General features: G+C 67.8%; 22 protein-coding genes. 19 read left to right on the top strand and 3 right to left on the bottom strand.

Features of this window, described 5'->3' with window-relative positions:
- Positions 1–122: 122 nt before the first annotated feature.
- From solA to ACWDKQ_RS10890, 3 genes are read left to right on the top strand one after another with little or no spacing between them, the layout of a single operon-like run.
- Positions 123–1247: an N-methyl-L-tryptophan oxidase gene (solA, locus tag ACWDKQ_RS10900; RefSeq protein ID WP_450138556.1), complete on the top strand. Its 1125-nt coding sequence runs from the start codon at positions 123–125 to the stop codon at positions 1245–1247.
- Position 1248: 1 nt separating this feature from the next.
- The gene (locus tag ACWDKQ_RS10895; RefSeq protein WP_450138555.1) at positions 1249–2181 is read left to right on the top strand and encodes a LysR family transcriptional regulator; all 933 of its coding nucleotides are present in this window, start codon (positions 1249–1251) and stop codon (positions 2179–2181) included.
- Between the two features lie 39 nt (positions 2182–2220).
- On the top strand, positions 2221–3582 hold the full coding sequence (locus ACWDKQ_RS10890) for a sodium/glutamate symporter (RefSeq protein WP_450138554.1): 1362 nt from the start codon (positions 2221–2223) through the stop codon (positions 3580–3582).
- 116 nt (positions 3583–3698) lie between these two features.
- Here the strand turns inward: ACWDKQ_RS10890 and ACWDKQ_RS10885 are convergent, their stop codons facing one another.
- On the bottom strand, positions 3699–4640 hold the full coding sequence (locus ACWDKQ_RS10885) for a LysR family transcriptional regulator (RefSeq protein WP_450138553.1): 942 nt from the start codon (positions 4638–4640) through the stop codon (positions 3699–3701).
- Between the two features lie 120 nt (positions 4641–4760).
- On the opposite strand from ACWDKQ_RS10885, the gene ACWDKQ_RS10880 reads away from it, so the two are divergent.
- The 6 genes from ACWDKQ_RS10880 to ACWDKQ_RS10855 all read left to right on the top strand — a co-directional run bounded on the left by ACWDKQ_RS10880 (position 4761) and on the right by ACWDKQ_RS10855 (position 10489).
- A complete protein-coding gene (locus tag ACWDKQ_RS10880) occupies positions 4761–5930 on the top strand; it encodes an FAD-dependent oxidoreductase (protein ID WP_450138552.1) in 1170 nt (389 codons plus the stop codon).
- A 59-nt stretch (positions 5931–5989) separates the two neighbouring features.
- On the top strand, positions 5990–7267 hold the full coding sequence (locus ACWDKQ_RS10875) for an allantoate amidohydrolase (RefSeq protein ID WP_450138551.1): 1278 nt from the start codon (positions 5990–5992) through the stop codon (positions 7265–7267).
- A gap of 335 nt (positions 7268–7602) precedes the next feature.
- Positions 7603–8049, top strand: coding sequence for a serine hydrolase (locus tag ACWDKQ_RS10870; RefSeq protein WP_450138550.1), 447 nt, complete (start codon positions 7603–7605; stop codon positions 8047–8049).
- Between the two features lie 6 nt (positions 8050–8055).
- On the top strand, positions 8056–9288 hold the full coding sequence (locus ACWDKQ_RS10865) for a hypothetical protein (RefSeq protein WP_450138549.1): 1233 nt from the start codon (positions 8056–8058) through the stop codon (positions 9286–9288).
- 114 nt (positions 9289–9402) lie between these two features.
- Positions 9403–9771: a hypothetical protein gene (locus ACWDKQ_RS10860; protein ID WP_450138548.1), complete on the top strand. Its 369-nt coding sequence runs from the start codon at positions 9403–9405 to the stop codon at positions 9769–9771.
- A gap of 502 nt (positions 9772–10273) precedes the next feature.
- Entirely contained in the window at positions 10274–10489 is a 216-nt protein-coding gene (locus ACWDKQ_RS10855; protein ID WP_450138547.1) for a hypothetical protein, read from the top strand.
- Positions 10490–11369: 880 nt separating this feature from the next.
- Here ACWDKQ_RS10855 and ACWDKQ_RS10850 read toward each other — a convergent pair.
- Positions 11370–11747 (bottom strand): helix-turn-helix domain-containing protein, encoded by a 378-nt coding sequence (locus tag ACWDKQ_RS10850; RefSeq protein WP_450138546.1) that lies wholly within the window; start codon positions 11745–11747, stop codon positions 11370–11372.
- A 235-nt stretch (positions 11748–11982) separates the two neighbouring features.
- Between ACWDKQ_RS10850 and ACWDKQ_RS10845 the strand changes: the two genes are divergently transcribed.
- Positions 11983–13305: a glutamate decarboxylase gene (locus ACWDKQ_RS10845; RefSeq protein WP_450138545.1), complete on the top strand. Its 1323-nt coding sequence runs from the start codon at positions 11983–11985 to the stop codon at positions 13303–13305.
- 16 nt (positions 13306–13321) lie between these two features.
- On the top strand, positions 13322–14254 hold the full coding sequence (locus tag ACWDKQ_RS10840) for a nitrilase-related carbon-nitrogen hydrolase (RefSeq protein ID WP_450138544.1): 933 nt from the start codon (positions 13322–13324) through the stop codon (positions 14252–14254).
- Between the two features lies 1 nt (position 14255).
- Here ACWDKQ_RS10840 and ACWDKQ_RS10835 read toward each other — a convergent pair whose 3' ends face one another.
- A complete protein-coding gene (locus ACWDKQ_RS10835; RefSeq protein ID WP_450138543.1) occupies positions 14256–15026 on the bottom strand; it encodes a LamB/YcsF family protein in 771 nt (256 codons plus the stop codon).
- A gap of 175 nt (positions 15027–15201) precedes the next feature.
- Between ACWDKQ_RS10835 and ACWDKQ_RS10830 the strand changes: the two genes are divergently transcribed.
- The 8 genes from ACWDKQ_RS10830 to ACWDKQ_RS10795 all read left to right on the top strand — a co-directional run bounded on the left by ACWDKQ_RS10830 (position 15202) and on the right by ACWDKQ_RS10795 (position 21406).
- Positions 15202–16095 carry a 5-oxoprolinase subunit B family protein gene (locus ACWDKQ_RS10830; protein WP_450138600.1) on the top strand — a complete coding sequence of 298 codons (894 nt, stop codon included), beginning with the start codon at positions 15202–15204 and terminating at the stop codon, positions 16093–16095.
- Positions 16092–17072, top strand: coding sequence for a 5-oxoprolinase subunit C family protein (locus tag ACWDKQ_RS10825; protein ID WP_450138542.1), 981 nt, complete (start codon positions 16092–16094; stop codon positions 17070–17072). The genes ACWDKQ_RS10830 and ACWDKQ_RS10825 overlap by 4 nt, the downstream gene beginning before the upstream one ends.
- Positions 17073–17092: 20 nt before the next feature.
- Positions 17093–17332, top strand: a complete 240-nt coding sequence (locus tag ACWDKQ_RS10820; RefSeq protein ID WP_450138541.1) for an acetyl-CoA carboxylase — start codon at positions 17093–17095, stop codon at positions 17330–17332.
- Positions 17329–18678: an acetyl-CoA carboxylase biotin carboxylase subunit gene (locus ACWDKQ_RS10815; protein WP_450138540.1), complete on the top strand. Its 1350-nt coding sequence runs from the start codon at positions 17329–17331 to the stop codon at positions 18676–18678. The genes ACWDKQ_RS10820 and ACWDKQ_RS10815 overlap by 4 nt, the downstream gene beginning before the upstream one ends.
- Before the next feature lie 173 nt (positions 18679–18851).
- Positions 18852–20027 carry a YVTN family beta-propeller repeat protein gene (locus ACWDKQ_RS10810; protein WP_450138539.1) on the top strand — a complete coding sequence of 392 codons (1176 nt, stop codon included), beginning with the start codon at positions 18852–18854 and terminating at the stop codon, positions 20025–20027.
- A gap of 543 nt (positions 20028–20570) precedes the next feature.
- The gene (locus ACWDKQ_RS10805) at positions 20571–20858 is read left to right on the top strand and encodes a zinc finger protein (protein WP_450138538.1); all 288 of its coding nucleotides are present in this window, start codon (positions 20571–20573) and stop codon (positions 20856–20858) included.
- Positions 20855–21070 (top strand): hypothetical protein, encoded by a 216-nt coding sequence (locus ACWDKQ_RS10800; RefSeq protein WP_450138537.1) that lies wholly within the window; start codon positions 20855–20857, stop codon positions 21068–21070. The genes ACWDKQ_RS10805 and ACWDKQ_RS10800 overlap by 4 nt, the downstream gene beginning before the upstream one ends.
- A gap of 132 nt (positions 21071–21202) precedes the next feature.
- Positions 21203–21406 (top strand): hypothetical protein, encoded by a 204-nt coding sequence (locus ACWDKQ_RS10795; protein ID WP_450138536.1) that lies wholly within the window; start codon positions 21203–21205, stop codon positions 21404–21406.
- Positions 21407–21781 lie beyond the last annotated feature (375 nt).

Genomic DNA, 21781 nt, shown 5'->3' with positions numbered 1-21781 from the left:
GCCCCACGGCCGCTGGGGGTGCGGCCAGGGGACGATCTATAAAGATCCGCTATGGCTTGACACCCTTTTCATATCGGTGAGGTATTGCAGGGGTTCGCCGGGGAAGTTGAGAATCCCCGTCCATGGATGCAGACGTCATTGTGGTGGGGCTCGGCAGCGTGGGGGCGATGACCAGTTGGTGCCTCGCCGAGATCCACGGTGCGCGGGTCGTGGGCGTGGAGCGGCACGCGCTCGGGCACGACGCCGGGGGCTACGCGGGCGAGTCGCGGCTGTTCCGCACCGGGTACCACGAGAGCCCCGAGTACGTCCCGATGCTGCTCCAGGCCCGCGATCTCTGGCAGGAACTGGAGCAGGGCGGCCAGCGGACCCTGTTCCACCCCTCGGGGGTGCTGTCGATCGGCGCTCCGACGATCGCGCCCATGCGCAACGTGCTCGCCTCGGTGCAGCAGCACGGCATCCCGCACGAGGTGCTCGACGCAGCGGAGCTGCAGAACCGGTTCCCCCAGCACGGCTCGATCACCGATGAGATCGGCGTTCTCGACCGGCTCGGTGGTGTGCTGCGGCCGGAGTCCGCGGTGCAGGAAGCGCTGCGCCGGGCGCGGAGGGCGGGGGCGGAGCTGATCGACGACGCCCCGGTCACCGGGATCGAGGCAGTTCCCGGTGGCGTGCGGGTCTCGACCGCGAGGGGTGTTCGCACCGCCAAGCACGTCGTCGTCACCGCTGGGGCCTGGGCGGCGCGGCTGTTGCCGGAACTGCGGGAGTTCCTCGACATCCGCCCCCTGGTGCTGACCTGGTTCGCCCCGGAGAACCCGAAGCATTACGCACCGGAGGTCTTCCCCGGCTTCATCCGCGACCTCGGCGACGTCCACCTGTTCGGCATCCCGAGCGTGGACGGCGCCCTGGTGAAGGCGGGCTGGGCCGACGCCTGGGGCTCGATCGACGATCCCGCCGAGCTGACCCGCTTCCTGGAACCGAGCGCCCTTTCCGGGGTCGGCCGCGAGGTCCACACCCTGGTGCCGGACCTGTCGGCGCACCCGAGCCGGCACTCCGTCCACATGGACGCCTACACCCCGGACCGGCGAGCCGTGATCGGTGCGGTCCGGCCCGGCGTGGCGGTCGTCGCCGGGCTGTCCGGCCACGGCTTCAAGCTCGCGCCCGCGTTCGGCGACATCGCGGCCCGCTTGGCCCTCGGACTGCCGCAGCAGCACGACCTCTCGCTGTTCGCGCCGGACCGGTTCGGGGGCTGATGTGGAACTCCGGCTGCTGCGCCACTTCGTGGCCGTGTACGAGGAAGGCAGCTTCACCGCTGCGGCGCGACGCCTGCATACCGTGCAACCTCCGGTGAGCCAGGCGATCGCCAACCTCGAGCACGAACTCGGGGTGCGGTTGTTCGAGCGGACCAGCCGCTCCGTGTGGCCCACCTCCGCCGCGGATGTCCTCTACCCGGAGGCGATCTTCCTGCTCCGCAGGGCCGCGGAGACCAAGACGCTGGTGCGCGGGGACGCGGGCCGCACCCCGGTCCGGATCGCCGCGGTGACCTCCGCGTTTCCCGCCCTGCTCCCGGCGCTGCTGCCGGAACTGGCGGAGTGGGATCCCGTGGTGGTCGACCTCGGCAGCTCCGAGCAGCGGCACGCCCTCGCAGCCGGGCGCATCGACCTGGCCATCCTCCGGGAGTGGGCGGACGACGCCCCGGACCACATCGTGCTAGCCGACGAACGGCTGCTGCTGGCCGTTCCGCTCGATCACCCCCTGGCGGGTGCCGGCACCGCATCCCTGCGCTCCGTCGCCACGGAGCGGATCGTGCTGTTCGCCCGGGACCGCGCCCCGGTCGCCTTCGACGCGATCGCCGCGGCCTGCGCCGAAGCCGGGTTCTCCGCCGAACCGGTGGCCCACGTGCAGAGCGAGCAGGCGATGCTGGGTCTGGTCTCGGCCAGGCACGGCGTGGCGATCGTCTCCGAGATCCTCGGGCTCACGTCCTGGCCTGGCGTGCGCTTCCTGCCCCTTCCCGACACGACCACGCGCTCGCCGCTGCGTGCGCGGGTCGCCAGCGGGGATCCGCTCGGGTTGCTGCCGGTCGTCGCGCGGGCCTTCCGGTCTGCCCAGCAGGCACTCGGTTTCGGTGGCGGGGACGACCCCGCTCGCGGCAGCGCGAATCATCCCACCGCCCCCGATGCCGAATAGGCCTCGGGAAGGCATCGCCACCAACACCGTAGGAGTCCCGTGAATTACTCAGCTTGGTCGCTGCTCGTTGACGCCGGCCTGATCGGCCTTCTCCTCGTGGTCGGAGCCGCGCTGCGGGCGACCATCCGACCGCTTCAGACCTTGATGGTCCCGGCCAGCGTGATCGCTGGTGTGCTCGGACTCGTGCTCGGGCCCGGGGGATTGGGTCTGCTGCCCTTCTCCAAGCAACTCGGCGCGTACTCGTCGGTGCTCATCGTGGTCGTGTTCGCCTGCCTGTCCTTGACCGACGACGTCGACCTCCGGCGGCTCGGTCGCTCGGTGGCCGGGTTCGCGAGTTACGGCGTTGCGTTCTACGCGGCCCAGATCGTCGTCGGCGTCGTGCTCGGTCTGCTGGTGCTCGGCCCGCTGTTCGGCACTCCCGACGGGTTCGGGCTGCTGCTGTTCGCCGGATGGGCCGGCGGGTTCGGCTCGGCCGCGGCGATGGGCACGGTCTTCGGGGAGGGCGGCTGGACCGAAGCGCAGTCGCTGGCCTTCACGTCCGCGACCGTCGGATTGCTCGTCGGTATCGTCGGCGGCATCATCCAGGCCAAGATCGGAGCGAAACGCGGGTACGCCAAGGAATTCAAGGGACTCGGCGGGCTGCCCGAGCACCTCCGCACCGGGGTCCTCCGCTCGGACGAGGAGCGACCGGCGATCGGCACGCACACATTCTCGGGCGGTTCCATCGAGTCGCTGAGCTTCCAGGCCTCGATCGTCCTGGTGATCTCCGCAGCGGCGTACGGGGTGAACACGCTCCTCGGCGAGGTCTTCCCATCGGTGTCGTTCCCGCTGTTCTCGATCGCGTTCGTGGTCGGGCTGGTCCTGCGCGGGCTGCTGTCGGCCACCAAGACGCGTCGGTTCGTCGACCCCGAGTCGCTCAAGTCGATCTCGGGCAGCGCCACCGACGTGCTCGTGGTCTGCGGCATCGCCTCGATCGTGCCGAGCTTTGTCGCCGGCTACTGGGTACCGCTGCTCGTCCTGTTCGTCGTCGGACTGGCGCTGTGCCTGCTGCTCGGCCTCGGTGTCGCGCCGCGAATGCTCGGCGACGCTTGGTTCGAGAAGCAGATCTTCACCTGGGGCTGGGCGACCGGTTCGGTCTCGACCGGGATCGCGTTGCTGCGCATCATCGACCCGCGGCTGCGTTCCCGGACCCTGGAGGACTTCGCCATCGCCTACCTGCCGCTGCTCCCGGTCGAGGTGACGGCGGTGACGTTCACCCCGGTGCTCGCGCTCGCGGGAGCTGGCTGGGCCATCGCCGGAATCTGGGGCGGTATCGCGGTACTCGCCCTGGCCCTGCCCATCCTCTTCATCCGACGAGCACCGGCCACCACCGGGAGTCGCACGTCAGAACCGACCAGGTGACGTTCGCCGGGATGCCGTGCGCGGCATCCCGGCCCGCACCTCGGATACGGCGAATGTGTTGCCGGCCAAGGGCTTTGATCCGAGTCGGCTCAGCTGTGCACCCCTGGCCCGGTTATTCAGCCCGAAGCTTGCCGGCTCCGCTCCGGGCTTTCGGGTGCGCGGCCGCTTAGCGCCTCGTGGGCGGCGATGCGCAGGTATTGCTGGAAGGCGGCCCCAGCAGCATGTGCAGGGGAACCCCCGGGAGGGGCTGCGACCATCATCGTCGTGGTGGGTCGCGACGAGATGGGAACCACCTGCACCGCGTCCGGTTTGAATCGGGATACCGACTCCGGGAGAACGGTGAACCCCAGGCCTCCGGCCACGAAGCCCAGTGCGGTCTCCTGGTGGACGACCCGATGCGTCACCTTCGGGAACGGCACCGGACTGCTGAAGATCAACTGGAGCTGAGCGACGAACCCGGGCATCTCGCGCGGGGGGAAGCTGATCATGGGTTCGCCGGCGAGCTCCTCCGGGGTCACCTCGGCGTGCGACGCCAACCGGTGGTCCGAAGGCAGGCAGGCGACCAGCTGTTCGGTGTAGAGGTCGTGGAGGGGCAGGCCGATGCTCGCGTCCCCGCCTCGGACGACCCCGAGGTCCAGGGTCCCGTCGTGCAGCTGGTCGAACTGCTCGCCGCTGGTCAGGGGGTTGAGCACGAGCTCGACGCCGGGGAGCTCCTGGCGGAAGCGCCGCACGGCCAAGGGCATGACGCTGTAGCTGGCAGAGCTGACGAAGCCCACGGTCAGCCTCCCGGCGCGTCCCGCGCGCACTTCGTGCAGGTCGGTGACGGCGTCGTCCAAGGCGTCGAGGAGTCCGTCGAGCCGTCTGCGCAGCTCTTCGCCTGCTGGCGTGAGTCGCACCCGCCTCGTCGTGCGGTGGAACAGCTCGACACCGAGTTCGGCTTCCAGCTGGCGGATCTGGTGGCTCAGCGGGGGCTGGGAGATGTGCAGGCGTTCAGCAGCGCGGCCGAAGTGCAGCTCGTCGGCGACGACCATGAAGTACCGGAGGCGGCGTACATCCACCAGCCGATTGTAAAAGGTTCGGGTATCAGTTCGCGACGAACAGGTATTGGACAGATCTGAATATCGCGAGGTCTGATGGTCCTCATCCACCTCGATCCCACGGTCTTTCGGAGCCGCGTCGTGCCTCTAATCCAGTCGCAGTACGCCGTCATCGGTGCGGGTCTGGCAGGTTCTGCCGCCGCGTGGCAGCTGGCCTCCCGGGGGCACGAGGTCACCTTGCTCGAGCAGGCGACTCCAGCCCACTTCGGCGGAAGCTCCCACGGATCGGCGCGCATCCTCCGCTACGCCTACGCCGAGCACCTCTACTCCCGGTTGGTGTTGGCGGCGAAGCCGCTGTGGAACGAGGTCGAACGAAGCGCGGGCGGGGAGCTCATCACGCCGACCGGTGCCCTCGACTTCGGTGCGCAACGCCATCCCGAACACCTCGCGCAGGTCCTCGGCGACCTCGGCATCGACCACGAGTTGTTGAGCGTCCAGCGGGCTACCGAGCGGTGGCCGGAGTTCCGCTTCGACACCCCGGTCCTGTGGCACCCGGGGGCCGGCGTGATCAACGCCCAGGCCGCCGTGGATGCGATGGTCGACCTCGCCGTGGCGCACGGAGCACGCCTGGAGATGGGCTGGCACGTGGCGTCGGCTGCTCAGGCTGGGGCCGGCTACCGGCTGGTTTCTACCGGCGGTGACGTCGTTGACGCAGAACGAGTTGTGGTTTGCGCCGGCGGCTGGTTGCCCGATCTGCTGTCCGAACTGTCGCTCCCGCAAGGGTTCCTGACCGGGATGCCGCCGTTGGCGGTCCGTCAGGAACAGGCATACCACTTCCCGTACCGGAATCGAGCTGGCGTGGGCAGTTCGCCTGCCGCGCCATGGCCGACCTTCATCTACAAGAGCGACCGAATCCAGGTGTACGGCTTGCCGGGCGGCGAGGACGCAGGTTTCCGCGGCCAGAAGGTCGCGGAGTTCAACGGGGGCAAGCGGCTGGCGTCAGCTTCGCAGCAGGACCAGGTCGTCGATCACGCCAACCGCCGACGAGTCACCTCCTACGTGCAGGAGAACATCCCCGGCCTGGAAGCGAAGCCGTACGCCGAGACCACGTGCCTCTTCACGAACACCCCCGACGAGAACTTCGTCCTCGACCGCGCCGACGGGGTCACCGTGGTGTCCTCCTGCTCTGGGCACGGGGCGAAGTTCGCGCCTCTGATCGGTGTCCTGGCCGCCGACCTGGCGAGTGCCGCAGACGCTTCGGACGTCCACATCGTGCCGCCGGGGTTTCGCGTTGCGGTCAAGTCCGGCTGAGCCGCGCCGTCTGTCCCGTGCCACGAACGAACCCGGATCCCACGACGAAGGAACGCACCATGCTTGACCGGCCCAGCACAGTCACGTCGTTGCTCCGCGACATCCATGATGTCGGTACCGACCCAGTTCGAGGCGGGTATTCGCGTCCCGTCTTCTCTAACGCCGAGCTCGACCTCCGGACGTGGTTCACGGCGGAGGCTGCCGCCCGTAGGCTAGATGTCGAGACCGACCGCAACGGCATCATGTGGGCTTGGCTCGACGTCCCGTCAGGGGAGCGAACCGACGCGGTGGTCACGGGAAGCCATCTCGACTCGGTGCCGGGCGGCGGAGCTTTTGACGGCCCCCTGGGCGTCGCGTCTGCGCTCGCTGCGGTGGACCTGCTTCGGGGGCGAGGACATCAGCCACAACGCCCCTTGGCTATCGCGGTCTTCCCGGAAGAGGAGGGATCCCGGTTCGGATTGGCCTGTCTCGGCTCGGGAATCATGACCGGGGTCGTGGACGTGGCGCGGGCGCTAAACCTCACGGACCAGGAGGGCAACACCCTGGCCGACGTCGTCGGCCAGGGCGGCCTGAACCCGAACCGGCTGGGACCGGACCGGGAGGCGATCGGCCGGATCGGGGCATTCGTCGAGTTGCACGTCGAACAGGGGCGAGGCCTCGTCGACCTCGCCCAGCCCGTGGCGATCGGCTCGTCGATCATCGGGCATGGCCGGTGGCGGTTCACCTTGACAGGGCAGGCGAACCACGCGGGGACGACGCTCATGTCCGACCGGCGCGACCCCATGACCGTGGCGGCGCGCATCGTCCTAGCCGCCCAGGACGCAGCACGTTCCACACCGTCTGCCCGCGCAACGGTTGGACGGATCGCGCCGGTCCCGGGTGGCACCAACGTCATCGCCTCCGCTGTTGACGTTTGGCTCGACGTGCGGCACCCGGACGACGAGGTAGTACGCGCGCTCGTGCGGACCATCTCGGACGAAGCGCACGGATCCGCCGCCCAAGAGGGCTGTTGTGTCGCGATCCGCGAAGAGTCGTTCAGCCCCACGGCCCATTTCGACCAAGGCCTTCAGCGCCGCATCGCACGAGTGCTCCCGGCTGCCCCGATCCTGGACACCGGTGCTGGCCACGACGCTGGAGTGCTGGCCCCGTTCGTGCCGACAGCGATGCTCTTCGTCCGAAACCCCGCTGGCATTTCGCACTCCCCGGAGGAACACGTCGAGCCGGTCGACAGCGAGGTGGGCGCCGAAGCGCTCGCGGATGTGCTGGCAGACCTGACAGGTCGACCAAACGCCGCCGCGGGCTCGACCACCAGCGCGCACGTACCTGGGTGCCGGTGATAACCCGCACACCCACGGCGCGGACGCCGCAGGGCAAGAGATCGCCGGCGTGGCAGACCAACGTGGACACGGGTGCGCGAGCGGGTTCACCGCTGCGCCAGGCCGCGGCGTACTTCCCCGGCACCACGAGTGGATCGGGGGAGAGAGCGGTGGAAAGACTTCCGAGCTGGGGTTCCTCCGGAGATCGACTGGAACCAGCCGAGCGTGGCGCGGATCTACGACTACGCCGTCGGTGGCGTGCACAGCGGCGACATCGCCCGCTTCGCCAAGATGCACCTGGACGCCGGCATCGCCGCGGACGGCACCCGATCCTGTCCGCGGATTCAGTCGCCGCGATGCAGCATCGCGAGGTGGACAGCCCGGACAAGTGGACCATGTCCGACGCCTGGGGCCTGGGCTGGACTCTGCACGATTGGAACGGGGTCTCCGCCTTTGGCCACGACGGCAACGCGGTTGCGCAACAGTCCTACCTGCGCGTCATCCCGCAGGCGGCCGTGGCGGTCGTCTTGCTCGCCAACGGCGGCGACTTCGCCAGGCTCTACGCCGACCTGTTCCGGCAGCTACCAACGCGCGGGAAACATCACGACCATCAGCCCGGACAACGCCGGCCGCGCACGGATCTGCTACGAGTTCGTCGATCGCTTCGAACGCCTGGCCCCGCTGCTGGAGACGGACCTGCTGCCGGTCTCACCGACGGCGTCGCTGCACCTTTCTACTTCGGCGGCGAGGCCTACTGCCCGGTGATATCCTCCACGCTGGCCAATGGCACCCCATACGTGTAAATCAGCATGCGCGCCACACCTGATCCGGGCTCGAAAGCCAGGCTGCGGTTGTTTCGGCGCCACCTGGTCACGGGAATGGCTCTGGTGCTGCAGGACCTCGGAGGAGGCATGTCGTCGCAGGTGCGAGGTAGCAACCGCGCGATCACGGTGGGAGTGGTCGCCGATCCCGGCGTGCCCACGGAGATCGCGCATCGGATTGCCGACGGGCTTCCTGGCGAGTTCTCCGTGCGCGTCGATCGCGATCTTGACTGGTGCGTGGAAGTGCGATCGGAGGCTCTGCCGCTGAGCGCGGACGGCAGGATCGAAATCGCGGCGAAGGCGAAGGAGAAGAAGTCCGCGGAGGGCTGGGACCTCGTGGTGTGCTTGACCGATCTACCCCGGCGCGACGCGACCCGGCCCGTGGTGGCCGATGTCGACACCGAGCACGGTGTCGGCCTGGCGTCACTGCCGGCGATCGGTTGGATTCGGTTGCGGCCTTACGTCCGCGACATCGTCGTGCATCTGGTGGGGTTGCTCGCCCGCGAGGCGCTGGGGCTCACGGATTTGCAGCCGGCCAGCGGACACCACTACGCACGGAGGTGGGGTTGGCCGGGTTCGCAGATCCGCCAGGTCCCGGCTGGGGATGACCACGCCGACGTGACTTTGGTGCTGCCGGGGATGCGCGGACGCCTGCGCCTGCTCTTCGGGATGGTGCGCGACAACCGGCCGTGGCGGTTGGTCCCGGAGCTTTCGCGGGCGATCGCGGCCGCGACCGCAACGGCGGCTTTCGGCATCTTCTTCCCGACCATCTGGTCGTTGGCGGACAACCTCAGCACCGCGCGCCTGGTCTTGATCAACCTGTTCGCGGTCGTCGCCATGGTCGCGTGGATCACCATCCACAATGGACTGTGGGAGAGGTCCCGCGACAGCGAGGATCGCAACAAATCCGTGCTGTACAACGTGGCCACTCTGATCACCCTAACCATCGGGGTCGCCTGCATGTACGCCTTGCTGTTCGTGCTCACGCTGATCGGTTCCTCCGCCGTGATCAGCGTGGATTACCTGGGACAGCAGTTGGGGCATCCGGCGAGGTTCATCGACTACGTCAGCCTGTCCTGGCTGGCGAGTTCCATGGGCACTGTGGCGGGTGCCTTGGGGTCCAGCCTGGAGACCGAAGCGGCCGTTCGCCGGGCGACCTACAGCCGACGAGAACGCGAACGCAGAGCCCGACGCCGTCGGGAGTCGCGGGAGTCGGGCTAGCGGTCGCGGTTGTGCGCACGCTGCTCGAGCCAGCCCGACGACCATCGTTTGCACGTTGATCGCACCGGGTATGGCAGAGGTGGACTAGGACCGATAAAGCGCAAGGGATTTCCAATGCAACTGGATACTGGCTCGTATGTCCTTTTCCTCCTCCTCGGCGTGGCGGCCATCGGCGTCGACGGTTGGTTCATCCGTCGCAGCGGTGCAAACTACCTCGCCGAGGTCTACCCGGACCCCGGGGTAGCGGACTCGGTGAACCGACTGATCTCCGTGTTGTTCATCGTCTTCATGCTTGGCGTGGTCGCGCTCGTGGCATTGGTGGACCTGCCGACCGGCGGCGCCACGTACGACGTGACCTTGCGGTTGGGTGTGACGCTCTTGGTGATGGCGCTCGCGCATGGTTCCACGGTCTGGTTGTTCGCCCGGATGCGCACCCAGCAGCACAGCAAGCGCCTCGAAGACGAGACCGCTCAACAACGTTGAGCCGTCTGACGCAGCCTTGGCGGCGATAGCGGTGCACGAGGTGCGGGCTGGCTCTGACGAACACGGTATGGCCCTATCAGGTGTCAGATGTCGTGTGTTCTGCCGGGGGAAGGCACAGTTCGTGACTGCTCGTGTGGTCCTCGCTGCGAACACCCACCAGATTGACCAGTACTCGCGATCGGAAGGGTGCGGGTGATGAAGAACTTGCTCGTCCGACGTGGCAGGATCGGCCCGTTGAGCTGGCATCGCGGACGACGCGGTGCGATGACGTGGTCCCTTCGGCTGGGCCCTTGGTCGTGGACCAGCCACAGCGCGTCCAGCCGGAGATCTCGACGTTCCCGCTGCAGGGTCGGACGCTAAGGGTGAATGCACCGATGATCTTGGATAACGGTTCGGCCGCAAGTGGACGAGATGCGCTCTTGAGCTGGGACGATTGATCTGCTGAAGGTCCAATGGTCCGAGTCGAGAGGGCATCTCTGGAGTAGGATCTTCTCGTAGCCCCATGCGGGTGGATGCGGTGTTCCATGATCCGAATCTGATCGGCGATGCCGGGCTGGTGCCGGTGGTGCGGCTGGCGGAACGGGCGCGGCTGGGCGAGCTGGTCGCCGAAGCGGTACGCATCACCGGCGCGGGCAACTGGGTGGGCCAACCCTGCGGCGAAAGTGCTGACTTTGGTCGCAGCGATGTGCGCTCGGGCGGACAGCATCGACGACGTTGAGCGGCTGCGGCATTCAGCGTGCCGATCGTGTTCGATGGAATCCGTGCTCCGTCCACTGTAGGCACCTTTCTGCGGTCGTTCACTCATGGCCATGGCTTGCAACTTCACCATGTGCACCGGCAGTTCCTTAATTAGGTGCACAGATCGGCCGGTGCAAAGGAATCCGCCCCCTGCACCCGTTGCTGGCCACCATCTCCACCGCCTGGCCGCAATCGGCTACCAGCCGACGTTGGTCACGGTCGATGGCGCGGGCGGTCCGCCGGATCACGCACCGTTCGACCGGATCATCGCGACCTGCTCGATTCCTGCCGTGCCCTGGGAGTGGGTCGAGCAGAGCCGCATTTGGTGTCGGCTACAGCACCTACTCACCGCCGCCGCGATGAACCTCACCCGCCCCAACGCCTGGCGCACCGACACCCCTCGCCCCCACCCGAACATCCCACTTCGCGGCACTCAACAGCGGCGGGACGGATTCGCCAGCCAAGGGCTCGGTCACCAGCGCGCAGGTGCCCTGGGTGCCGGTGAAACCCGCACACCCACGGAGCGGACGGCGCTGGCAAGGTGCCGCAAGTTCGAATCCTCAGCCGGCAACGTCAAGACCGGCCGGGCAACGGCACCCCGTGCGGGAACGTCAGCATGCGCGCCCACCCACAGCCGGCGAGGACGCGAACGTCGCGCCCGACGCCGTCGGGAGTCGCGTGAGTCGAGCTAGCGGTCGCGGCGCACGCCGCTTGAGGCGCTGGTCTCCTGTTCTAGATCTCGCAGCGATGCCCCGCCTCGGCTGAAAAGGAGTTCTGCTCCCAGACCGGTTGCCGGCCAACTCGTACGCCTGGCCTGGTACTCGGGTTGCGCTGCGGAACTCATGCCACCGCGGAGTGGGCTAGCTGTTGCTCCCCAGGGCTTTCACGACCGCTGAAGTTCGATCGCCCACGCCCAGCTTGGTGAAGATGTTGCGAAGGTGGTTTTTGACCGTGCGCTCCGATATGCCCAGCGATCGTGCGATCTCCCGGTTGGAGCGGCCACGGACGAGCTGGTCGAGCACCTCCCGTTCCCGCTTGGTCAGCGGGGACAGCACGTGACCGTTCGCAGCGACTTTGGGAAAAGCTTCGTTCTCGTCTGGTCGGGTCAGCTCGATCCGGAGCGCAGCAAGCTGACCGACCTGGTGCAGGACCTGGCGCATCGCGCGTGAATGCTCGACGGCCTCGTGCAGCAGAGCGGTTATCGCCCGGTCTAGCGCCCGGTCGTGGGAACGGGCCATCAAACGCCTCCACTCGGGCGGTTCGGCCGGGTTCGCCCGGTACCCGGTTCATCGATCAGCACTTCCTATTTCGCCACGCGACCAGCGGAGATAACTGAAACGGCGATCAAATCGCTCGAATGCCGCAGGAGATACCCCGGACGGCCCAGCACGGTCGGGGGGCCCGGCACTAGTACGAAAGCGCTGGGCCGAATTGTTCATGGCGCATTGCTCCTGATCGCTCGTAGCGTTGCGGATGTTGTCGCACACCACCCAGCAACAGGAGTGTTCAACCATGTCTGCTCTGACGAACGCGTCCGAGGAACCGTTATGCTCCTCGACGCACCTTCGGCGCGGGATCCCGGATTTCGGAATGGACGCGGATGCAGCGCTGGATGTCGTGGCGGGCAGGTTGCGCGGCGACTGCCGGCCGGAGCGGAACCTCGCGACCTTCCTCACCACATCGATCGAACCGGAGGCCGAACGGATCTACCGCGCCTACCTGAACTACAACCTGGTCGACCGCGATCAGTACCCGGCAATGGACGAACTGCTGCGCGAATGCGTGCGAATCATCGGCGTGCTGTGGCACGGGGATTCGCGACGAGTGGTCGGCAGCGCCACCACGGGATCCAGCGAGGCCGGCCTGCTGGCCGGGGTCTCCTTGCTGCGGAGCTGGCAGGAACGCACCCGGGGGGAGCTGTCCCGCCCGAACCTCGTCATGGGTGCCGGCGCTCACGCCTGCTGGATGAAGTTCTGCCGTCATTGGGGAGTTGAGGCCCGCATCGCCCCGGCCAGGACCGGTCGGATGGCCCTCGACGGCACTGCCGCCGCGGACCTGTGCGACGAAGGCACCATCGGCGTGATCGGCATCCTGGGGTCCACTTTGGATGGTCGTTACGAGCCGATCGCCGAGATCGCCTCCGAGCTGGACAAGCTCGACCAACAGCGCGGGATCGACGTGCCCGTGCACGTCGACGCCGCATCCGGCGGGTTCATCGCACCGTTCCTGGACACCGAGCTCTGCTGGGACTTCCGCATCCCGCGGGTGGTTTCGATCAACACCTCTGGCCACAAGTCAGGCATGGTCCTGCCGGGTTTGGGTTGGCTGCTGTGGCGCGACCGGGGCCGACGCCGCCCCGAACTGGGAATTCGGATCAACTACCTCGGCGGCGACGACACCCACTACGAGCTGAGCTTCTCCAGGTCGGCAGCGCCCGTGGTCCTTCAGTACTACAACTTCGTTCGCTTCGGATCCGCGGGTTTCCACGCCGTGCACGCGCGTTCGAGGTCGCTGGCGCGGCAGTTGGCCGCCCGCCTGCACGGCATCGGGCGGTTCCGGCTGCTTGGTGACGGCAGCGAGCTGCCGGTGGTGGCACTGACCGCGGAGCCGCCGATCAAGTTGCGGCGGTTGGCGATGCACCTGGCCGACCGCGGCTGGGCGGTGCCGGTCTACACGCTTCCACCGGAAGTGGGCGACGTCGAAGCGATGCGCGTCGTCGTCCGCAGCGATTTCACGCCAGAGGCGGTTGAGGATTTCATGGCCGCCGTTGAAGAGTTCGTCTCCACTGTGAATTGATTGGGAGAGGAGAACCATGCGTCCCGTCAGAATCATCAGCAGGTTGGTCAACCGCGAACCACCACTGCCCGGTACCGGAATCCGCGTTTCGCTGTTCCAGGGCGAGAACCCGGCGGGTTCACCGACCGCGAAGGCGGAGAACCTCGCCAGGATGGAGGAAGTCCTGGCCCTCGCGGCAGGCTACAAGAGCCAGCTCTGCGCGTTCCCCGAGTGCTTCAACACCGGCTACGCGCTCGGCCGCGAGCAGTGCGAACTGCTGGCGGAGTCGTATGACGGCCAGTCCGTCCAACTCGCGCGGAAGCTGTCCAAACTGCACGAAGTCGCAGTCGTCCTGCCTTACGTGGAACGGGCGGAAAGCGGTGCCTTGCACGATTCGGTGGCCATTGCCGCCGACGGTGAGCTCATCGCCAACTACCGCAAGACGCACCTCTACGGTGCCGCCGAACGCGTGAACTTCACCGCTGGCGAAGAGATTCCGCCGGTGGTCGAGGTGAACGGATTCCCGGTCGGCTTGCTCAACTGCTACGAGTGCGAGTTCCCGCCGCTCTACCAGAGCCTGGTCCGGCGCGGTGCGCGGTTGATCGTCGGTCCCACGGCTGCCGACCGGCACTTCACGCTCCAGGACGGGACTCCAACGCTAGTCCCCTATCCCGATGCTACCGAGCACATCATCCCCGCGATGGCGGCCGTGTGGCGGGTGTTCGTCGCCTACGCCAATCGGCGGGGCTGGGAGGTGTCGGAACGCGGACAGTGGGAGTACCGAGGCAATTCCGGCATCTGGGCGCCGAACGGTACCGCGGTGGTGAGCGCCGGCCCCGAGGAGCGAGCGGTGGACTCGTTGCTGGTGGCCGACTGCGTGCCGCACACCGTGCCGCCGTTCAGCCCGGAAGGAGATCACCTGGGCGATTCGCGCATCGAGCCCTCGGACCACCTGCTGCCGGCGGGCTGACTCAGGACCGCGCGTCCGCGACCTCGGCCATCGCAGCCAGACGCACCCCTTCGGAGGCGAACCGGTCGCGGATCGCCTCCGCGATCTCCACCGCATTCGGTCGGTCGCCGTGCAGGCAGATCGTGTCGGCGTCGACCGCGATGGGCGTGCCCGCGACGGAGGTCACTTCGCCGCGGAGCACCGCCACCGCCTGATCCGCGCAGCGCTGCGGGGACTTGGCCCGGGGCTCCGGCTCGATGATGATGTGTCCGGTTTCGTCGTAGTCCAGGTCGGCGAACGCCTCCCGCACCACCGGGAACCCCCGCTCGGCGAGACGTTCGGCGACCGGCCCGGCCAGGAGCACGACCCGCACGCCGGGGGCCGCAGCGGCGAAAGCCTCCACCACGGCTTCGGCGACGGCGTCGTCCTTGACCGCCAGGCCGTAGAGGGCCCCGTGCGGTTTGACGTGGGAGATCGCGGCACCGTGGCGGGCGGCGATCGCCTGCAGGGCGCCGAACTGGTAGAGGCAGGCCCGCGCGGCTTCCCCCGGGCTCATCGACAGAGCTCGCCTGCCGAAGCCGATGAGATCCGGAAAACCCGGGTGCGCGCCGATCGATGTCCGGCCGTCACGCGCCAGCTCGACGGAACGGCTCATCGTCGCCGGATCCCCGGCGTGCCAACCGCACGCGATGTTCACGGATGTAACGAGCGGGATGAGGCGGGCGTCATCACCGAGCCGCCACCGTCCGAAGCTCTCCCCGGCGTCAGCGTTGAGATCGACGAGAGTGCGCAACTGGTCACCTCCAGGTCGGCCGCTGATGGTAGGCCCCAGGAACGCAGCACGCAGAGCGGTCACAAAGCAGTCTCACCCGAAGGTGCCTCACCCACGCACGACCAAGCTGCGCGCAACGTTGCTCCGGCGCATCCTCAACTCGCATTCGTTGGCGAGGGGGTGGGCCGTGACCGCGATGGAGGTTCAGCTGCCGCCGGCGCGCTACGAGTTCGGTGGTGACGAGTTCGTCTTCGTTGAGCTCGACCGAGAGATGAGCCTGGAAGCCAACCTCAAGGCGATGGCTATCACCGGTGCGCTGCGCCGCGAGAATATCGACGGAGTCATCGACATCTGCCCGTCCAACGCCTCGTACCTGGTGCGGTTGAACCCGGATCGTCTGCACCCGGCCGAACTGGTCGAAGAACTGCGCAGATTGGAGCACACGGCCGGCGAGCTGCCGGATGGCTACGCGGTGCGCACCCGCATCGTCGACGTGCCGGTGCTCTTCGACGATCCGTGGACCCGCGAAACCCTGCTGAAGTTCCGCGATCGGCACCAGGATCCGGACGCCACGGACCTCGAATACGCCGCCCGCATCAACGGTTTCACCGATGTCCGGGCCTTGGTCGATGCGATCACCGCGGCACCGTTCCTGGTCACCATGCTCGGTTTCGTCCCCGGACTGCCGTTCTGCTACCAGATGGTGCCGCGCGACCGGCAGATCCAGGTGCCGAAGTACGTGCGTCCGCGGACCGACACGCCGGAACGGGCATTCGGCTACGGCGGGGCTTTCGCTGTGGTCTACCCGGTGCGCGGGGCTGGCGGATACCAGCTCTTCGGGATAGCTCCCGCTCCGGTGTTCGACCTCGCGCAGCGGCTGCCGGACTTCGCCGACGACATCGCGTTCCCGCAGCCCAGCGACGTCCTGCGGTATCGGGCGATCGATCGCGACGAATACGACCGCACCCGCTCGGAGGTGGAGGTCGGGCATTTCCGCTACCGGATCCGCGACGTGGAGCTGGTCCCGGCGGAACTGCTCGCCGACCCGGACGCGGTGAACGGCCGGCTATTGGAGGTGCTGTACCGGTGAGCTTCCTGATCGTGCGCTCGGGCGGCTTGTCCACGACCGTCCAGGACACCGGTCGAGACGGGCGGTACGCCATTGGAATGCCGCCGTCGGGGGCCGTGGACCAGTATTCCTTCGCGGTGGCAAACCTGCTCGTCGGCAACCCGGACGGGGCTGCTGCCCTGGAAGCGACGTACCTCGGGCCGGAACTGGAATTCACCGACTCGCGCACCGTCGCGGTGACCGGCGCGGACAGCGGCATTTCGATCAACGGGGAACCCGCCTCACCTTGGCAGGCGTTGCGGGTATCGGCAGGTGACGTGCTGGCGGTCCAACAGGTCCGGGCTGGTGCCCGTCCGTACGTCGCAGTCGGCGGCGGTATCGACGTGCCTCCCTACCTGGGCTCGCGCTCGACCTACATGCTCACCGGTATCGGGGGTTTCCAGGGACGTGCGCTGATCAGCGGCGACCAGCTGCCGCTCGGTGAGCCCGGACCGGCCCCGGCGGCCGGCACCGAGGTGCCCGAGGAGCTGCGCCCGGATTTCCCGGCGGCGACCGAACTCCGGTTCGTCGTCGGGCTGTGCGCCTACCGGTTGACCGAGCGCGCGTTGGAATCGTTTCTCAGCACGGAGTGGAAGGTCACCAAGGACGCCGACCGGGTCGGGTACCGGCTGCGCGGCGGATCGCTGGAGTTCATCGCACGGGAGCAGCCGTTCGGTGCGGGCAGCGACCAGGCCAACGTCGTCGACCTCGGCTACCCGATCGGCTCGGTACAGGTTCCCGGCGGCGACGAGCCGATCGTCCTGCTCAACGACGCGGTCACCGGCGGTGGGTACGCCACCATCGGCACGGTGATCTCCGTGGACCGGGACCGCATGGCGCAAACCAGGACCGGGGGGCGGGTGCGTTTCGTGCCGGTGGACGTCGAGGCGGCGATGGCTGCCCGACAGCAGCGGCGTGCACGTCTAGAGAAGGCGCGGGCGGCGGTCGCACCCGCTTAGCGCCGTTCAAGGGGGAGTCGATGTCTACAGTGGATGCTCAACTGCCGGGGGTCTTCTACCGGCGACCGTCGCCCGACGCGGACCCGTTCATCGAACCCGGCAGTGTTGCCCGGCCGGGCCAGACGCTGGGGCTCATCGAGGTGATGAAGACCTTCAACGAGGTCAAGGCGGACCGGGCCTACCGCGTCAGCAAGGTCCTGCTCGACGACGGCGACGAGGTGGACGTGGGCCAGACGATGTTCGAGGTTGATGAGCCATGACCGGGCTGCGGCGAGTGCTGGTGGCCAACCGCGGCGAGATCGCCGTTCGGATCATCCGCGCGTGCCACGCTGCGGACATCGAAGCGGTGGCGGTCTACTCCGATGCCGACGAGCACACGCGGTGGGTGCAGATGGCCGACGATGCGGTGCACATCGGCCGGTCCGCCGCGCAGAAGTCCTACCTGGACCCGGACGCGCTGCTCAAGGCGGCGCGGTCGACCGACGTGGACGCGGTGCACCCGGGCTACGGATTCCTGTCGGAGAACGCCGCCTTCGCCCGGGCGATCGATGAGGCCGGCATGGTGTTCATCGGGCCACCTCCGGCTGTCCTGGAGCAGATGGGCGATAAGGCGGCCGCGCGGCGCGCCGCTGAGGCCGCTGGCGTCCCGGTGGTGCCCGGCAGCGGCCCGATCACCGATCCGGCGAACGCGCCGCGGGCGGCTCTGGAGCTCGGGTTCCCGCTGCTGCTCAAAGCAGCCGCGGGTGGTGGAGGCCGGGGGATCCGGCCGGTCCGCGATGCCGAAGAACTGCTGGACGTGCTGCCCGGAGCCCAGGCAGAGGCGCGTTCGGCGTTCCGGGACGCGACAATCTACCTCGAGCGCGCGGTTCCCAACGCGCGGCACGTCGAGGTGCAGGTGCTCGCGGACGAGCAGGGGAACGTGGTGCACCTCTTCGAACGGGACTGCTCGGTGCAGCGGCGCCGGCAGAAACTACTCGAGGAGGCGCCCGCACCGGCCCTGCGCGAGACGACCCGGCAAACCATCACCTCGGCGGCGGTGCGACTGGCCGAGCACGTCGGTTACCGCAACGCCGGCACCGTGGAGTTCCTAGTCGACAGCGATGAGAACTTCTACTTCATCGAGATGAACGCCCGCGTCCAGGTCGAGCACCCGATCACCGAGGCGATCACCGGCGTGGACGTCGTCGCGGAGCAGCTGCGAATCGCCGGTGGTGCCCCGCTCGCGCTGGACCAGGACTCGATCGAGCGCCGGGGTGCCGCCATCGAACTGCGCATCAACGCCGAAGACCCGGCGCGCGCGTTCACCCCAACTCCTGGCCATGTAACCGCACTGCACCTGCCCGGCGGCCCGGGTGTGCGGGTCGACACGGGTATTTCGCAGGGGGATCGGATCAGTCCATTCTACGATTCACTCATCGCGAAGCTCATCTGCTGGGGGACGGACCGCCAGCAGGCCTACGCCAGGGCGCGGCAGGCGCTCGCCGAGTTCCACGTCGAAGGTGTCGCGAGCACGGTGGCGCTGCACCGCCGGCTGACCAGCAACGCGGAACTCGCCGACGGCCCGGTCCACACATTGTGGCTGGAGGAGGTTCTCGCCGACGACTGACCGCCTTGCCCGGATACCGGTGGGACGACGCTCCTAACTTGGTCACCACTGCCCGTCGGAGGCCATGCGCGCCTGGAAACCCTCACCCGTGCGGGGGCTGTGGTGGATTCGGAAGCGTGGTGTTCCCACGTCGTTGCACGGACCAAGCGATCGCGGATTGTAGCGTCGCGGCCATGCAGATCAGGACAGCGCTTCTCGGGGTGGTCGGCATCGTGGGGCTGGTGGCGGCGGGATGCAGCGGCCCAGAACTGGACAGCGCGGTCTTCGCCGACACGCCCAAGGCGGTTCTGGCGCCACCGCAGTTCAACGTCCTGCCGGGTATGCCACCCCCGCTCGTCCAGGGTGACGTTTACTCGGCAGCCCGTCCCGGCCACCTGTCGGAAGCGATGAACGGCGTGCGCAACCTGGTGTACGTGCCCAACAGCCTGGATGGCACGGTCTCGGTGATCGACCCGAACACCTTCAAGGTCGTGGACGCCTTTCCCGGGGGCGAGGAACCGCAACACGTGGTTCCGTCCTACGACCTGAAGACGCTCTACGTCACCGCGGACAAGGTGCCGGCCGGAACGCTCACCCCGATCGATCCGAAGAGCGGGAAGCCCGGAACTCCGTTGCCGATCCAGGACCCGTACAACCTGTACTTCACCCCGGACGGCCGCTCGGCGATCGTCGTCGCCGAGTACTACAAGCGCCTGGACTTCTACGATCCGCACACCTGGCAGCCGCAGGGCAAGCTGCACGTCCCGGACTGCGCCGGGGTCAACCACATGGACTTCACCGCCGACGGCAAGTACGCGCTGGTGACGTGCGAGTTCGCCAACAAGATGATCGTGCTCGACGTCGCCAGCCGTCGGCAGGTGCGCGCCTTCCAGCTCGACCGCGTCCCCGACGGGATGCCGCAGGACAGCCGGCTCGCGCCGGACGGCAAGACGTTTTACGTGGCCGACATGATGGCCGGCGGCGTGTACCTGTTCGACGGTGCGGCGAACCAGCAGATCGGTTTCGTACCCACCGGCAAGGGCGCGCACGGGATCTACTTCTCCCGGGATTCGCGACGAGCGTTCGTCGCCAACCGCGGGGAGGGCAGCGTGTCGGTCCTGGACACCACGACCCACCAGCCCATCGGCAAATGGCACATCCCCGGCGGCGGAAGCCCGGACATGGGCGGGGTTTCCGCGGACGGCAAGCAGCTGTGGTTGTCCGGGCGATACCACAACGAGGTCTACGTGTTCGACACCGACACAGGCCAACTCCTGGCCCGAATTCGAGTCGGCGCCGGGCCACACGGTCTGACCTACATGCCGCAGCCAGGCCGGTACTCCCTCGGACACACCAGCAACCTCCGCTGAAGCCAGCGATCACCTGACGTTGTATCCGTTGCGTTTGTGACCACCAGTTGAGCACGAACGGTTTCGCGGGCGGTTCTCGCTGTCGTGTGGTGGCGCGGAGCAATGGAGCGGGGTCGTTTCCGGCCACGAGGGGTTGACTGGCCAGAGCTAGAACGCTAAATCGACACAGCTTCGCTGGTGGCGCTGATCGACGTCACGTGATGCCTTGCTATGGGCATTTTACGCCGACCTCGGACGGTCGCTCGCAGTGGACAAGCGGACCCGCAGCCAGGCAATCCAGCTACTCCGCAAGGCTGAAAACCTTGCCCCGCAGCGTGTTCGGAACATGCCGTTTGTGCGGGAAACCATAGCGGACCTGGTGCAGCGGGCGCAGCGCAACTCGGTCGGCCGCGAGCTTCGCGGAATGGCGTACCGCATGGGAATCACCCTTTAGCCCAACTAGGGCACCTATTCACGGAGAAAACTCCGCGTACGTCGCTACTCCTAGCTTGATCAGTGCGGGCGCTGCGGTTCGTTGTTAACCGGCCTGCACCGAGCGTGGAGGTGACGGAATTGGGAAACCAGCCGGATACGGCACTGCGTGGTGCCGTGCAATACGCACCGCATCCGTTCCACTGGCTTCCGGCTGCTGGCGCACGGCACGCGAGCGCCGACTCGCAACAGCTGGGGCACAGATACGCCCCCGGCGCCGAGGTCACGACCCTGTGCGACAAGCGCGTCAAGGCCGAGTCAGGCGAGATTGCCTGGTTGTGGGAGACGTGCCCGGACTGCAACGCGGCGGCGCACGTGCTCGCCCGGTGCCCGATGCCGCCGGTGGCGGGTGCGCGATGAACGCGCAGGTGCAATCGCAGCTCCACGAGTTGTTGGTGCGTGCCTCGGCTGTGCTGGAGGACCTCGCCGACGACGTGCGCGAGCAGACCGTCACCGACGAGCGGTACACCGAAACCGCGGTGCTGATGTACGAGATTGCAGAGCTGCTGCGGGACCAGAGCGCGACCTACGTTCCGCCGCGCGTAATCGACGGCGAGAGGACAGGCCGATGATCGCCGGGTTGATTGCGACGAGTCTGCTCGGCGTTGGCGGGTTCGCGGTGTGGGCGACGTTCTACTACGCCCCGGCGCGGCACGCCGGTGGCGGTGAGGGTGCGTTGACGGGTTGCTTATCTGGTCGCGCGGGTGGAGGCCGAGGCTCGTGGACGTGGCCGGCATCGCCTGCGCGAGCCGGTCGTAATGCGTGGCGATCTGGCCGATGCGCTCGCCGTCGAGGAAACCCGGCACCTGCCACTGGTCGAGTCTGGTTTGCCGGTTGATGACCGGGAAGCGATGGCGCGGCATCCGGGAATGCTGCGGCGGCTGCTTGCCGCCCTGCAAGGCCTGTAGACCCGGTTCGGTGTTGTGAATCCCTCCCCCCGACGGGCACCGGGCCGTTCGGTCGACCGGTGCACCGCCCCTCGGTGCATCGGTCGACCGGTTCCAACCCTTGCGTGGCACGACGTACTCGACGGCCGTGGTGGGGCCGATGCGCGGCCGCGCGCGCTGGGGCGCTACTAGGTAACTGGACCCGGTACCGGGTTCTTCGACCGGAACGAATTGCTGGGTAGAGGAGTTTGACGTTTTTTGGGCTGAACATCGCTGCTCGATGTGACATCGACTCATGGCTGATCCTGGTGGTTAATTGGTTTAGGCTGCCAGGCTGAGTTCGAGGCGGGCGAGGTGGCTGGTGCGGGTCCGGTCGAGCGGGTGGCTGTTCCACCA

It is taken from the genome of Saccharopolyspora sp. NPDC000995 (assembly GCF_053599315.1).
The sequence above is the reverse complement of the archived record's forward strand: the minus strand, read 5'-3'. Positions and strand labels throughout refer to the sequence as shown.

Coding starts and splice junctions, on each gene's coding strand:
- solA (WP_450138556.1), top strand. CDS start 123: ATGGATGCAGACGTCATTGTGGTGGGGCTCGGCAGCGTGGGGGCGATG.
- ACWDKQ_RS10875 (WP_450138551.1), top strand. CDS start 5,990: ATGCTTGACCGGCCCAGCACAGTCACGTCGTTGCTCCGCGACATCCAT.
- ACWDKQ_RS10870 (WP_450138550.1), top strand. CDS start 7,603: ATGCAGCATCGCGAGGTGGACAGCCCGGACAAGTGGACCATGTCCGAC.
- ACWDKQ_RS10865 (WP_450138549.1), top strand. CDS start 8,056: ATGCGCGCCACACCTGATCCGGGCTCGAAAGCCAGGCTGCGGTTGTTT.
- ACWDKQ_RS10860 (WP_450138548.1), top strand. CDS start 9,403: ATGCAACTGGATACTGGCTCGTATGTCCTTTTCCTCCTCCTCGGCGTG.
- ACWDKQ_RS10855 (WP_450138547.1), top strand. CDS start 10,274: ATGCGGGTGGATGCGGTGTTCCATGATCCGAATCTGATCGGCGATGCC.
- ACWDKQ_RS10850 (WP_450138546.1), bottom strand. CDS start 11,747: ATGGCCCGTTCCCACGACCGGGCGCTAGACCGGGCGATAACCGCTCTG.
- ACWDKQ_RS10845 (WP_450138545.1), top strand. CDS start 11,983: ATGTTGTCGCACACCACCCAGCAACAGGAGTGTTCAACCATGTCTGCT.
- ACWDKQ_RS10840 (WP_450138544.1), top strand. CDS start 13,322: ATGCGTCCCGTCAGAATCATCAGCAGGTTGGTCAACCGCGAACCACCA.
- ACWDKQ_RS10830 (WP_450138600.1), top strand. CDS start 15,202: ATGGAGGTTCAGCTGCCGCCGGCGCGCTACGAGTTCGGTGGTGACGAG.
- ACWDKQ_RS10820 (WP_450138541.1), top strand. CDS start 17,093: ATGTCTACAGTGGATGCTCAACTGCCGGGGGTCTTCTACCGGCGACCG.
- ACWDKQ_RS10815 (WP_450138540.1), top strand. CDS start 17,329: ATGACCGGGCTGCGGCGAGTGCTGGTGGCCAACCGCGGCGAGATCGCC.
- ACWDKQ_RS10810 (WP_450138539.1), top strand. CDS start 18,852: ATGCAGATCAGGACAGCGCTTCTCGGGGTGGTCGGCATCGTGGGGCTG.
- ACWDKQ_RS10800 (WP_450138537.1), top strand. CDS start 20,855: ATGAACGCGCAGGTGCAATCGCAGCTCCACGAGTTGTTGGTGCGTGCC.